We start from the raw sequence: 13,560 nt of genomic DNA on the forward strand, positions 1-13,560 counted from the left end.
TCCGTTAGCTGATGCCCGCATCGTAGATTCGAATCCCCAGCTTGATAATTGCCGGATTGGTTCGCTCAGTCGATAATCCGGTTATCGAATCAGGGGGCAACATGGACCGACTGACGAGCCTTGGCGTATTCGTCGCCGCTGTCGAAGAAGGCAGCCTCGCTGCGGCGGCGCGCCGCTTCGGGCTGTCGGCAGCGATGGCCGGCAAGCACGTGAGCGCCATCGAGGCCGAACTGAATGCACGGCTACTCCACCGCACCACACGGCGCCTGAGTCTGACCGAGACCGGCCAGACATACTACGAACGCGGCAAGCGGATTCTCGAAGCCTTCGACGAAGCGAAGCGGGAAGCGAGCGACTCGCAAGGCACGGCGCGCGGCGTGTTGCGCATCGCGGCGCCTGTCACGTTCGGCGCGATGCACCTGGGCGAGGTGGTGGCGCGCTACATGGAGGACCATCCGCACGTCAACGTAGAAGTGCAGCTCGGAGACCGCTATGTCGATCTCATCGATGCGGGCGTTGACGTCGCCATCCGCATCGGACGGCTGGAGGCCCCGGGACTCGTGACGCGCAGGCTCGCGCCGTGCCGGATGATCGTGTGTGCGTCTCCCGCCTACCTCAGGCGGCATGGGACGCCGCGCAAGCCGGACGAATTGATGAGCGCGCAACGACTGGTGTTCAGCGAGGTTGTGTCGGCGGGGGACTGGACATTGCACGACCGCAGGAACCGCGCGCACGTCATCGACGGACCTTGCCGGATGACGGCCAACAACACTCAGATGCTGCTCGCCGCCGCTCTGGCCGGAGCGGGCATTGCGTACGGCCCGACCTTCGTGTTCGGCGCGCCTATCCGGCGCGGCGAACTTGTGGAGCTGCTGCCGGCCTACCGTGCCGCTGACCTGGCGATTCAGGCGGTTTATCCGAGCGCGCGGCGCATACCGCTCAAAGTGCGGCGCTTCATCGACTACCTCGCCGAAGCGCTCGGCGACGAACCGCCTTGGGATCGCAAGGAAAGGGCCCGGAAGCGCGGCTGTTCGAGCCTGGAAAGCGGCGGTTGAGGACGGGCGGGTGAAAGGGGCGGTTCAGGGTTGGGGGGCGTCCGGTGGTGGTCGGCCATGAGCAGCCGGTCGACCGCATACTGAGGCAGACATTAGGATGGCCGCTTCACTCAGTTAAGGGGCGTTCAGGCCACGGACGTCGACACAAAAGGCTAAGTCCCCTCAATGTGCTGTTTTATGTCATTATTTCGCGCTATGAGGCGCCCGGTTGCACCATCGGCATAAAAATATGGCTGGGTAAATAGACGTCCGACAAGTGGAGTGTAACGTGACAGAAGACAATAAGAAGCGCAGCTACCCAAAGATTTCCAAAGGCAGTTGGTTTAGTCTTCGTGACAAATTCAAGCAACGGATACCAGCTGAGGTTTCCCCCAATTACATCGCAACCGCATTGAGTATGACGCCTGCGTCCGCAAGTGCGAACGTCATTCCGCCTCTGCGTACGTTTGGATTAATTGACGATAACGGTAAGCCCACCGACTTGGCTGTGCACTGGAGGGACGACGAAACATATGGTGACGTCTGTGCGACCATCATCAAAAACACCTATCCGAGCGAGCTTCATGACTTGTTCCACTCGTCCGACGCCAACCCCAAAAAGGTAGCCGCCTGGTTTGCGCGCGACGGAAAAGTCGGCGAGTCTGCGGCTAGGATGTATTCACAAACGTATTTGATGCTGCTTGAAGCGGATCTGGATAAGGCCAAGGGAGGGACACAGCCTAAGGCAAAACCCGCATCCAAATCGTCGCCCACACCTTCCAAAGGCGTGACGCCGAAGCCGGCGAAATCCTCTGCACACGCGACGACTAACGGCGCAGTCAGTGCAACGCCCTTGCAGCAACAACCACCGGTAGGTGAAGGGGCGCATACGTTCTCACCCAAGCTCCACATTGATGTGCAAATTCACATCTCGCCGGAAAGCAGCCCCGAACAGATTGACAAGATTTTCGAAAGTATGGCCAAGCACCTCAAGGACTTCCGTTCTTGAGCACAACCATGGATATTGCCAAGACTTTGGAAGTCGCGAAGCAACTGCGTGACGCAGTGCGAGCCAAAAATCTGCCCCCCGAAGAAGGAGCACCGAGCGCCGTTGAACACGTTGTTTATTTCTCGCTAGTTAGGGGTACGAGGTCTTATATCGAAAAGATAGTGCATCAAATAAATGGCTCGTACGAGGGCGGATGGTATGACGCATCGGCAGTCATGACTCGTCGGCTTGTCGAAACGCTGATCATCGAAGTATTCGAAGCGAGCGGAATCGCTGAAAAAATTAAAAACGCCAACGGTGACTTTCTTTACCTGCGAGACCTCATAGGCGTGCTAATAGCTGAGAAAAGCTGGAATCTATCGCGGAACGCCAAGGCAGCGCTTCCCCGATTGAAAGATGTAGGCGACCAGTCTGCCCACAGCCGCCGCTTTACCGCTCACCGGCAAGATATCGACATGCTGATCCCCGATCTGCGCGTGGTCGTCCAAGAACTTGTGACCTTGGCAAAGCTGAAATAGGCGGGGGTACAGCAGAAGATCAAGTCGACGATTGGACAGTGTCGCCGCGCGGCACTGTGTAGAGACATGTGTTGCGCTGTTTCGGCTGTGAACAGGTCGAGGACAGTCGAGGTGCGAATGTCTGGCAAGCAACCTGTAACTGCTGCCTCACGAACGCCGATGCCCGAATGTCAGCAGAAGCGGTCATCAACAGGCTTCCAATGATTGTCAGGTCCAGGCTGATCTGGGTCATTCGAGATTGGTGCGCAGAACAACCCCGGGAGCCATCACTTGTCGCTCAAAAACAGCGACCAACGCAACCTCTGTGCCAACGACAACGAGTATTGGTTCGATTAGGCGAGCGCGATCGCTTCAGCGCAGATACACTGCGACACTGCGCGATAGCGAACCCTCAAGTGCTCACGGTGATCGTGAGCCATATCTAATGGGAAGAGGAAAAAGCAATGGATGTTAAGACACTCATTTCTGAGTTGGCTGCAGCCAAGGTGGCTTTGCCTGCGGTCGAAGACAACTACTGTAAAGCTCACTCGATCCACCACACACCGAAGAAGTTGGACTTCTACGTCGAGCCAGCACTGGATGCTCCCAACTCGCTCTCTCCAATCCTACTAATTTCCGCTCCCGCAGCTGTCGGTAAGACCACGCTCGCGCATCATATTCACGCACAGTTGACCGCCTTGGGTCAAGGCGCCTTGTATATTCCTCTTCAAGAAGCGAGCATTGGGCATGATTTTTTTGCTGGACGGCTTGCCGGTGTGTTTCCTCATCTTTCCAAACGCCAGATCCTCGATGCGGTGTTCAAAGGTGAGATCGTCCTCCTATTCGACGGCTACGATGAGGTCACAATGCGATCTGACCAAATTGATCGCAACAAGGAATTCATCTCGGAAATAAAGTCAGAGCTTAACGACTTCGAGCAGCGGCACGGGAAGGCCCGGCCTTGTATCGCCTTCCTCTTCAGGTCCGTGTTTGCTGACTTTGGCGTGTTTGATGAAATCAAGAAAATTGCTACAGATGTATCCGTTCTATTCTTCGACGCAGCTCGTAGAAAGCAGTTTTTAACTGAGTACCTGGACACAAAGGATGAATCTTCGAAAGGGCATCTCTCGGCAGGTTTTCTTGACGGATTCGAAAATTCTTTGGATAGCGCCAAAGATGACGCCTCCGCATTTTTCGGTCACGCTATTGTTCTTAGCGCTTTCGGAGACTACTTGCATGAGCAAGACGAGGCAAATGCGGTAAAACTGGTTTCTAATCTCAAGAACAGTGAAGCGATAGAAGCTGTTGCGGTAGATCTGCTCACCAACATTATTAAGTTGATTCTTGAGCGCGAGGAAGGGAAGTTTCCGATTCAAGATTACGTGCGCCATATGCCGGATTTTGTGCCATATTCGTCGCATGCACAGGAGCAACTCCTGCTTGGCGTCGCAGCCGATGAGTTTTTGCGCAGAGCGGGACGGACTCCTGATCGTGTGGCGCACGCGATTAACGGATTGGTGGGCATGCTGGAAGCGCACGTTGGGTATGAGGCGCTCGACGATACAATCAAGGAGCAGCTTAGAAGGTGTTATGAACTTTCGGCCAGACCTGGTACCCTGGCGGGATGAAAAGACGCAGACCCTACCCAACGGATGTATCGGACGAAGAGTGGTACTTCGCCGCTCCGTACCTGACCTTGATGAACAAGGACGCGCCTCAGCGTCGCTACGAATTGCGCGAGATGTTCAACGCTTTGCGCTGGATTGTCCGTGCGGGTGCACCGTGGCGTCTGCTGCCCAATGATTTTCCGCCGTGGGAGACGGTCTACCAGCAGACGCAGCGCTGGATTCAGGCGGGCTGTTTCGAGGCCATGGTCAATGACCTGCGTTCGATTATCCGGGTGGCGCAGGATCGCCGAGGTCAGCCCAGTGCAGTCATCCTCGATGGCCGTACGCTGCAGTCGACGTGCGAGAGCGGTCCACGCGCAGGCTACGACGGGTACAAACGCAAGAAAGGCAGCAAAGTGCACATGGCGGTGGACACATTGGGGCAACTGCTTGCGGTGCATGTGACGCCGGCCAACGAACAGGAGCGCGCGCAGGTCGGAGAACTGGCGCGTCAGGTTCAGCAGGCCACGGGCCAGACGGTCAAGGTGGCGTTCGCCGATCAGGGATATACCGGCGAGGAGCCTGCGCAGGCAGCACTCGACGAAGGAATCGAGCTTCAGGTAATCAAACTGGCGGAGGCGAAAAAGGGGTTCGTGCTGTTGCCGCGCCGCTGGGTGGTGGAGCGCAGCTTCGGCTGGCTTAACCGCTTCCGCCGTCTGGCCAGAGACTACGAGCGATTGCCCGAAACCTTGGCTGGCTTGCATTTCGTCGTATTCTCCGTGCTTATGCTCGTCCACTTTGCAGCCCTTAACAAAAGTGCATAACACCTTCTAGACAGGATTATCGCAACGAGCTTGAGCGGCGGATCACGCACCACCCGTTCATCGACGTGCCCTCATCCAAATTCGGAGATGGGGCCTTGCTGCAGAAAATCGAATTTCGCAACCCGGTATATCGCGAATATTACTTTGCACAGGTTGTCTTGCGTGATGCAAAGGGGGCGTGGACGCTGGATGCAGTCAGAAACGACTATTCTCATTATTTGGCGCTCTTCTTTCTGGCTCTTGTGAAGGATCGCGACATTTCGGAATACGATGGCTTTTTATTTTCTCTGATATCCCTTTTTGCAACATCGAGTTCCGGTAATGACTTTTACTTCAAGTTGCAGTGGATGCCCGATGCCGATCGATGGGAGGGAACGATCGATACGTCTCACCTGCAAGTCAAGCCGTTCTTCCTATCAAGTCCCTTGTTGACAATCTCAATTCCGCTTCATGGAATTCTTCAAGATGCCATCTTTATTGGGGCGGGAGACTGCATTCTCGAAGTTGCCGGACCAGGTCCCGGAGTGGCTGACGCACAAATTGAACTTACGGACTGCACGTTTGCCGTACCAGAGATTATTTTTTCAGCTTACGCGACAAGATTTTCGAATTGTGAGATTTCCTGCGAAACTCTAAATTTTGCCGATCAGGTTGGTTCGCTCGAAGGGGTGGACACACTTGCGATTCGTGGCTTGAATGGCAAGGATGCGCACCTACAGCACTCTGACTACGTCAGAAGTCGTTGGGAGGCCACTCTTAACGCTGCCAAGAGTGTTGGCGGAATGAAGGGCAAGACATTGTTTCAACGGAAGCTGCAAAAGATTTTACTACGTTTCCGAAAACACCATCGCGCAGAGTTTGGGTGTTACGAAAAAAAATTTAAAAGTAGAATTCTTGCAGACAACAACGATGTTGAAGTCGAAAAATTGGCGGAATTCTTGTTTGCGCATGATTTTCTAACGCGAAACACCCCCGGATTAGTTGTTATGGATCAAGAGAAATTTTCTGGCTACGACATCAACTACGCCAAGCAAAATCAGATAACGTTCGGACCAAAGTCGGAAAATCTCTATGCTGACTTAATCGCTTCGCCCTACGGCGCCCTCTTCAGGTAGTCGGCGTAAACATGCACGGCCGCGCTGTACGCTAGCAGCGGCCCACGCAACTAAATCGGCACAGGAAGCTTGGATGACCGTTGCGGCGCCGACAAAGTGCCTTCCCGCTTGCCAAACAATGACGGCAAACGTTGCCGTCGCAGTCGTTTATGTCGCACGGTCGAGCGTCCGCTTCGGGTCGATACCCACCCCACCCCGACAAGACCGCAGAATCACCCCACGCCTGCCCCACTCCGGTCATTCACCATGCCAGAGAAAAATGGATGGAGCCCGCGGGCCCCGCTCGCCTCGTCCGCAGGCACCCGACTGGAGCAGGTCGCCGACGCCGCGCAACGCTCCATCGTCGCCGCCATCCCGGCCCGATCGCGTTCAGGAGCGCGTCCGTTCGCACTTCAGAGGCCGAGCCTTCGCTCGCTCATCCACTTCACGATCGCCGGATCGCGGTGGGAGAAGAAGCTGCTCTTGCCGGTCTCCAGCGTTGCAATTGCCTGCATATCGCCCTCGGACAGCTCAAAGTCCATGACAGTCAGGTTTTCCAGCATCCGCTCCTTGCGCACGGACTTCGCGAGCGCGACGATCCCCCGCTGAACCAGCCAGCGCAGCACGACCTGCCCCACGGTCTTGCGGTAACGTTGCGCAATCGCCGTCAGTAGTTCGTTCCCGAACAGGTTGTTCCGCCCTTCGGCGAACGGCGCCCACGCCTCCGGCTGAACGCCGGGTTCACGCATGAAATCGACGCTTTCAGCTTGCTGGTGGAAAGGATTGACTTCAATCTGGTTGACGGCCGGCTTTACCTCGTTGAACGCCGTCATGTCCATCAGACGGTCCGGCTGGAAATTGCTCAACCCGATCGCGCGCAGCTTGCCCGCGCGATGCGCCTCCTCCATCGCTCGCCAGGCGCCGTGCACGTCCGAGAACGGTTGATGGATCAGGAACAGATCGAGGTAGTCCAGACCCAGACGCTTCAGCGACTTGTCGATCGCCAGCCGGGCGCGTTCATAGCCGGCATCCTCCACCCACAGCTTGCTGGTGACGAAAAGCTGGTCACGCGGCACCCCGCAACGCCTGAGGCCGCGCCCGACGGCCTCCTCGTTCCTGTACGAAGCAGCGGTATCGATGAGGCGGTAGCCCACCTGCACCGCGTCCACGACGCACTGTTCGCATTGCGCCTCGTCGGCGATCTGGAAGACGCCATAGCCGAGGATCGGCATCTCCATTCCGTTGTTCAGCGTGACGGTTTGCATGGTCGGTTCTCCAGGTTGAAAGTCGGTGTGCCATAACGGCTGCTCATGAGGCGCCGGGCCTGCTCGACCGTGGCGAGGCACGCGTCGGCATACGGCGTCGCTGGTCGGGTCTCGAACATCTTCGCGTCAAACGCGCGCTGCAATAGCCCGGCGGCCACCCGCGTACTGCCCGGTCTGGGAAACAGGCGGCAGGAACATGTTATTCTGCAGTCCGAATAATATTGATGTCGCTTCCTCTGACCATCGCGCCACCCAGGGGTAAAGCAGCGAGCGTGGCCACGACGACCCGGCGCGTCCGCCCGGCGGCGGAGATCCCTCCGGCACGACTCATCGCCCCACCCGCGCCTTCAACGCAGCCGGGTAGCGATCGCCGTGAATCTCGACCTTTGCAAGCGCCTCGCCGATATGCTGCAATTCATGTGCCGTCAGCTCCACGGCAGCCGCACCGAGGTTTTCATCGAGTCGATGCAACTTCGTCGTGCCCGGAATCGGGACGATCCACGGTTTTTGGGCGAGCAGCCATGCCAGCGCGACCTGGGCCGGCGTCACGCCCTTCCCCCTGGCGATCGCGCCGATCGCGTCGACGAGCGCCTGGTTCGCCTGGAGAGCCTCCGGCGTGAACCGGGGAACGATGCTGCGGAAGTCGTCCTTGCCGAACGTCGCATGACGGTCGATGGCGCCGGTGAGGAAACCCTTGCCGAGCGGACTAAACGGCACGAAGCCGATCCCGAGTTCCTCCAGCGTGGGGAGGATTTTTTCTTCCGGCTCACGCCACCACATCGAATACTCGCTCTCGAGCGCCGTCAGAGGCTGCACCGCATGCGCCCGCCGGATGGTCTGCTCGCCGGCCTCCGACAGGCCGAAGTGCTTTACCTTGCCGGCCTGGATGAGCTCCTTGACGGTGCCGGCGACCTCTTCGATGGGCACGTCAGGATCGACGCGATGCTGGTACAGCAGGTCGATGACGTCGGTCTTCAGGCGCTTGAGCATGCCCTCGACCGCCCACCGGATGTGATCCGGCCGGCTGTTGAGAATCTGCTGCCTGCCGTCTTCGCCGAACGTGAAGCCGAACTTGCTGGCGATGACGACCTGATCGCGAACCGGCGCCAACGCCTCGCCGACGACCTCTTCGTTGAGATACGGCCCGTAGACTTCGGCGGTATCGAAGAAGGTCACGCCACGCTCGAAGGCGGCGCGAATCAGTTCCACGGCCTGGGTTCGATCGGTGGCGGGGCCATAGCCGTGGCTCAATCCCATGCATCCGAGGCCGATCGCCGAAACCCTCAGTCCCGAACGGCCGAGCTGTCGTGTTTTCATGATGCGCTCCCTGCAGTAAACGAAGCGGGCACGTGGCCCGATGTCCATTACTGTAGAAGCATCAGTTCCAAGCGAATAGTCGATTACCTCTTGTTCCAGTATCAACTTCAGGTTGATACTAAATGGCACGCGAGCCCGTCCGTCTTGCGCTTCAAGAGACAATCTGACCATGCCCGTCAACGACTTCAAGGCCATCGCTACCTTCGCCAAAGCGGTGGAACTCGGCAGCATCCGGCAGGCCGCCCTGGCGCAGGGCGTCACGCCCCAGGCCGCCAGTCAGACCATCGCGCAACTGGAGCAGCGTCTCGGCGTCCGCCTGTTGCACCGGACGACGCGCAGCCTCGCGCTCACCGAAGAAGGGCGGCAATTTCTGGAGAACACGCAGCCCGCGTTGGCGGCGCTCGACAGGGCGCTGGTTCTCGCACGCGAGTCCAAAGATGAGATCGCGGGTCCGCTGCGCATCGTCGGGCCGAAATCGTCGTTCGCGGCCATCCTGATGCCGCTGCTCGACGCGTTCTGTCGCCGGTACCCCGGCATTCAGCCGGATGTCCAGCTCGATGACGGTATCGGCAACTGGGTACTGGATCGCGTCGATGTCGGCTTCAGGATCGGGGCATCGGCCAGCGAGGGCGTCATCGCCCGGCAACTGTTCCCGGTCCAGATGATCGTGTGCGCGACACCGGACTATCTGAAGGCGCATGGAACACCATCGACACTGGACGACCTGGCGATGCACCGCTGCAGCGTTTTCCGGCACCCTGTCACGGGCAAGGTTGCGCCGTGGTACCTGAACATCGACGGCAAACTCGAACACCGGCAGATGTCCCCTGCGTTTGCGACAAACGATTCGGAACTGGAAGTGCAAGCCGTGCTAGCGGGGCAAGCCATAGGGCAGCTAGCGGGTTTCTCGGCCGCATCCCATATCCGGGCAGGTCGACTGGTGCCGGTTCTCCTGCAGCATATGAGTACGCACATTGGTTTGCATCTTTACTACGGAAGCCGAACCGCGCAACCCAAGCGAGTCCGCGCATTTCTGGATCTCGCGTTCGCTCGCCTGCATGACTGCGGCGACTACGTGCTCACTGAAAAAGAAATCGCGCATTTCAGGTCGCGAACCAGGCGAACCCGTCGAACGCGGTAGCATGACCAGCCGGTTCGACGCGCATCGAATCGTGAACATCGAATCCTGAATTCGGAGCAGCGGAATCGGCCATGAAGCGACCACACCCGCGTTCCAGCGGCTCGTCGCGCCATGTCGCGCGAGCCGCTCGCAAGCGTTCATGCGGCGTGCCCGAATCAGAGGGTTGCCTTCGCCCCCTCCGCGAAATAAACAACGATCAGCGCCGCCTCGCTGCGCGTTTGTGCTGCGGCGGCTGCGCAGCGCGAAGCTCGGACGAGTCGAGGAAAAAATTCCGGTTACCGGCCATGCGCTCGATCATGAAGTCGATGAACGTCTTCACGCGCAACGATTGTTCGGTTCGATGCTTGTAGTAGATATAGATCGCGCCGTATTCGCTGACGTGCGGCACCAGCAAAGGAATGAGTCGGCCGCTTCTGATATGAGCCGTGGCATTGAAGCTACCCAGCTGCCCGATGCCGAGACCCGAAAGCACCGCCTGCGTTTCCAGTTCCGTATCGTTCACGCAGATGGCCGCGGGCACGTCGATATAGACGATTTCATCGCCGAGACGGAACTGCCACTGTGCGAGCTTGCCCGTGTTTGCGCGCCGATATCCGGTGCAGCGATGTTGAGCGAGTTCCTCGATCGTCTGCGGCGCGCCGTTGCGTTCGATATAGTCCGGCGATGCGCACACGATCAGCTGAATTGGCACCAGCCGGCGCGCGATCGAGCCGCCCGACGGCGGCGGTCCGCCGCGGAATCCCACGTCGGAGCGGTCGGTCACCAGGTCCGTGAACTGATTGTCGAATTGCACCTCGAGCTGCACGTTCTGATAACGCCTCTGGAATTCCTCGAAGTACGGCCACAGCACCGGGAGCCCGAGTGCGCGCGGCGCGCTCACGCGCAGCCTGCCGGCCACGTCTTCATTCGAGCGGCGGGCTTCGTCGAGCGCGGACGACAGAATGCCGAGCGCCGGCTCCACGCTGTCGAGCAGCCGCTGGCCCTCCTCGGTCAGGCTCAGCTTGCGGGTGGTCCGATGAAAGAGCCGCACGCCCAGCGCCTTCTCCAGCTGCATCACCGCATGGCTCGCCGCCTGCGGCGAGATGCCTTGATCGACCGCCGCGCCGCGCAGGCTCCCGAGCGCGGCGGCACGGACGAAAGTGGTGATCGCACGAATTTCGTTCATTTCCGCGGCCCCTGATTCGCAAACAACCGTTGATTATCACGCCAGCAATGCACGGCTAGTTTATGCCAATCGCCACGGCTACCATGACATCACTTCATCACACACGCAGGAGAGACGTCATGGCTCACGTTCAGCACGGTGACTTCAGGCGCGTATGGTTCATTACCGGTGCCTCGCGCGGCATTGGCGCATTGATTGCCGAAGCGGCGCTCGCGGACGGCAACGCGGTCGTGGCCGCCGGGCGGAACGTCCCGGCTATCGTCGAGCGTCTCGGCCGCTCCGCGATGGTGCTGCCGGTCGCGCTCGACGTGACAGATGAAGCCCAGGCAAAAGCGGCCGTGCAGGCGGCGGTCGACAAATTCGGCCGCATCGATGTGCTCGTCAACAACGCCGGCTTCGGCCTGCTCGGTGCGGTGGAAGAATCGGCCGACAAGGACATCCGCCGCATGTATGACACGAACGTATTCGGCTTGCTGAACGTCACGCGGGCGGTGTTGCCGACGATGCGCGCAAACCGCGCGGGCCACGTGATCAACATTTCATCGATTGGCGGTTATCGGGCCGCGGCCGGATTCGGGGCGTATTCGTCGACGAAGTTCGCCGTCGAAGGCATAACCGAAGCGCTGTACGCCGAGCTGAAACCGCTGGGCGTCCACGCGACCGTCGTCGAGCCGGGGTATTTCCGCACGGACTTTCTGGATGCGTCCTCGCTCGTCGTTGCCCCTGACGTGATCGCCGATTATGACGAAACCTCGGGCGCAGTGCGCCGCAAAGCCGTGCACATGAATCACAACCAGCCCGGCGACCCGGTGAAGCTCGCGGCCGCGCTGCTCACGCTCGTCGACGCGACGAACCCGCCGTTGCGCCTGCCGCTTGGCACGGACACCCTGGCTGCCATCGCTGCGAAAAACGCTTACGTGACGCAGGAAATGGAAACGTGGAAGGATCTGTCCGCGTCGACGGACTTTCCTGCGTGAGTGATCCATGTGTGATCCATGCGTGATCCCCATGCGTGATCCCCATGCGTGATCCGCGTGCGATCCACGCGTGCGATCCATGCGGCACATCAGACGCGCGACATCCCCAGCGTGACCGCACCGGCGCCGATCAGCGCGAGCCCGCCGCCGTAGCCGAAACCGCGCTGCGCCGCGCGACCCGCCAGACGTTGCGCGGCGAAGCGCGCGACATGCGCATATCCGGCCGCATTCAGCGTCGCGAGGATCACAAACGTGGGCAGCAGGATCGCACACTGCTCGACATACGCCGCATGCGGCGAGATGAATTGCGGCACAAACGCAATGAAGAACACGATGCTCTTCGGATTGAGCGCCGTGACCGCCCACGCGGACAGAAAACGTCGCTTCGCCGACCGCCCCGCTCCGCCGAACGTCACGGCGCCTTGCTGTCTCGCATGGGCGATCGCGCGCAACCCGAGGTAGATCAGATAAACGCCGCCGCAGAGCTTGAGCGCGGTGAACGTGACGGCGGACACCGCGAGCAGCGCGCCCGCCCCGGCGAGCGAGACCGCCATCGAAGTCGTGTCGCCGGCCGCCACGCCCGCGATGGTGCTCCATGACGAGCGGCCGTGGTTCGCGAGCGAATCGCCGATCACGAGAAGGATCGTGGGACCGGGGATCAGCAGCAGGACCATGCTCGCGCCAGCGAATGCCAGCCAGGCGGTGAGGTTCACGGATGTCTCCTTTCAGTTCGGAACCTTGAGTGATCCACAACGGCACGCGGCTGTCAAACAGCGCAAGCCTCGTCTGCGCACGCGCATTGAACCCTCTCCACGATAACCGCCCGAGCCGCGTTGCCGGCGCCAGCGAAAGTCGCGGGACGCCGCGCGGCGACTCACCCCGCCGACGGGCGCCGCCGCGCGGCCACGCCCCCGCCGGGCTGTGCATCCGGCGCGGGAGCATCGCCGGAGGCGCCGTCAAAGCGGACCCGCGCGGCATGGATGTCGGGATAACAACGATCGGCCCACTCGATGAGCGCCGCCATCGGGTCCAGCAGGGATTGGCCTAGCGGGGCCAGGCGATATTCGACGCTTGGCGGGCTGGTGGGAAACACATGGCGGGTGATGAGTCCGTCACGCTCCAGATCGCGCAGTGTCTGGGTCAGCATGCGCTTTGAAATGTCCGGGATGGCCCGGTGCAGCTCGCTGAAGCGCTGCGATCGCATCGCGAGCTCCATGATCATGAGCATGCTCCATTTGTCCCCGATACGGTCGAGCACGTCGCGCACTGCGCAGTGTGCGGGCTGGGCGTCGTCCACTTGACGTTGATACCGGCTGAATCGTTCGAGCGCATGCTGGGCGGTGCTCATTCGGGTTCCCTTTGACTCTTCAGGTAACAAAAAACTGCCTCCTTCCGGCGCGAGGCAGAGGTCTCTATGATAGACCTGTCCTCAAACAAAGACCGCTCCTCGGGGCGCGCGGATGGCAATCCCGGCTCCCGCCCGCCTTGTGTCACGGACGCCGGCGGGCATCGCGGGCGGCGGGGCGGGGCGTGGCGGGGTGTGCCGTCGCGGGCGGAAACCGAAGCGTCCCGTCGTGCCGCGCCCCCCCCCGCGGCCGCAGAGAGGTCCGCGTGGAGGGGTCATGCTTAT

13 protein-coding genes are annotated in these 13,560 nt (G+C 60.0%); 8 read left to right on the top strand and 5 right to left on the bottom strand.

Annotated elements, in window-relative coordinates:
- Positions 1-101: 101 nt before the first annotated feature.
- The 6 genes from AC3AP7_RS25320 to AC3AP7_RS25345 all read left to right on the top strand — a co-directional run bounded on the left by AC3AP7_RS25320 (position 102) and on the right by AC3AP7_RS25345 (position 6,086).
- Entirely contained in the window at positions 102-1,055 is a 954-nt protein-coding gene (locus AC3AP7_RS25320; protein ID WP_487365014.1) for a LysR family transcriptional regulator, read from the top strand.
- A gap of 268 nt (positions 1,056-1,323) precedes the next feature.
- Positions 1,324-2,043 carry a DUF5343 domain-containing protein gene (locus tag AC3AP7_RS25325; RefSeq protein ID WP_487363048.1) on the top strand — a complete coding sequence of 240 codons (720 nt, stop codon included), beginning with the start codon at positions 1,324-1,326 and terminating at the stop codon, positions 2,041-2,043.
- A gap of 8 nt (positions 2,044-2,051) precedes the next feature.
- The gene (locus tag AC3AP7_RS25330; protein ID WP_487363049.1) at positions 2,052-2,561 is read left to right on the top strand and encodes a hypothetical protein; all 510 of its coding nucleotides are present in this window, start codon (positions 2,052-2,054) and stop codon (positions 2,559-2,561) included.
- A 443-nt stretch (positions 2,562-3,004) separates the two neighbouring features.
- Positions 3,005-4,168: a hypothetical protein gene (locus AC3AP7_RS25335; RefSeq protein WP_487363050.1), complete on the top strand. Its 1,164-nt coding sequence runs from the start codon at positions 3,005-3,007 to the stop codon at positions 4,166-4,168.
- On the top strand, positions 4,165-4,971 hold the full coding sequence (locus AC3AP7_RS25340) for an IS5 family transposase (protein ID WP_475765242.1): 807 nt from the start codon (positions 4,165-4,167) through the stop codon (positions 4,969-4,971). Before AC3AP7_RS25335 ends, AC3AP7_RS25340 begins: the two co-directional genes overlap by 4 nt.
- 95 nt (positions 4,972-5,066) lie before the next feature.
- The gene (locus tag AC3AP7_RS25345; RefSeq protein WP_487363051.1) at positions 5,067-6,086 is read left to right on the top strand and encodes a hypothetical protein; all 1,020 of its coding nucleotides are present in this window, start codon (positions 5,067-5,069) and stop codon (positions 6,084-6,086) included.
- A 392-nt stretch (positions 6,087-6,478) separates the two neighbouring features.
- Here the strand turns inward: AC3AP7_RS25345 and AC3AP7_RS25350 are convergent, their stop codons facing one another.
- Both AC3AP7_RS25350 and AC3AP7_RS25355 read right to left on the bottom strand, forming a co-directional pair.
- The gene (locus tag AC3AP7_RS25350; protein ID WP_487363052.1) at positions 6,479-7,330 is read right to left on the bottom strand and encodes an aldo/keto reductase; all 852 of its coding nucleotides are present in this window, start codon (positions 7,328-7,330) and stop codon (positions 6,479-6,481) included.
- Positions 7,331-7,657: 327 nt separating this feature from the next.
- Positions 7,658-8,647 (bottom strand): aldo/keto reductase, encoded by a 990-nt coding sequence (locus AC3AP7_RS25355; protein WP_487363053.1) that lies wholly within the window; start codon positions 8,645-8,647, stop codon positions 7,658-7,660.
- 169 nt (positions 8,648-8,816) lie between these two features.
- Here AC3AP7_RS25355 and AC3AP7_RS25360 point away from each other — a divergent pair, with 169 nt between their 5' ends.
- Complete coding sequence (locus AC3AP7_RS25360; protein ID WP_487363054.1) at positions 8,817-9,788, top strand: LysR family transcriptional regulator; 972 nt, start codon at positions 8,817-8,819, stop codon at positions 9,786-9,788.
- Positions 9,789-9,984: 196 nt separating this feature from the next.
- Here AC3AP7_RS25360 and AC3AP7_RS25365 read toward each other — a convergent pair whose 3' ends face one another.
- Positions 9,985-10,953 (bottom strand): LysR family transcriptional regulator, encoded by a 969-nt coding sequence (locus tag AC3AP7_RS25365; protein ID WP_487363055.1) that lies wholly within the window; start codon positions 10,951-10,953, stop codon positions 9,985-9,987.
- Between the two features lie 119 nt (positions 10,954-11,072).
- Here AC3AP7_RS25365 and AC3AP7_RS25370 point away from each other — a divergent pair, with 119 nt between their 5' ends.
- Positions 11,073-11,930: an oxidoreductase gene (locus AC3AP7_RS25370; protein WP_487363056.1), complete on the top strand. Its 858-nt coding sequence runs from the start codon at positions 11,073-11,075 to the stop codon at positions 11,928-11,930.
- Positions 11,931-12,019: 89 nt separating this feature from the next.
- On the opposite strand, the gene AC3AP7_RS25375 is transcribed toward AC3AP7_RS25370, so the two are convergent.
- Together AC3AP7_RS25375 and AC3AP7_RS25380 are read right to left on the bottom strand one after the other, a co-directional pair.
- Complete coding sequence (locus AC3AP7_RS25375) at positions 12,020-12,604, bottom strand: LysE family translocator (RefSeq protein ID WP_487365015.1); 585 nt, start codon at positions 12,602-12,604, stop codon at positions 12,020-12,022.
- Between the two features lie 200 nt (positions 12,605-12,804).
- Positions 12,805-13,278, bottom strand: coding sequence for a winged helix-turn-helix transcriptional regulator (locus AC3AP7_RS25380; RefSeq protein WP_487363057.1), 474 nt, complete (start codon positions 13,276-13,278; stop codon positions 12,805-12,807).
- Positions 13,279-13,560: the final 282 nt, after the last annotated feature.

The organism is Paraburkholderia sp. PAMB 6770 (assembly GCF_057748135.1).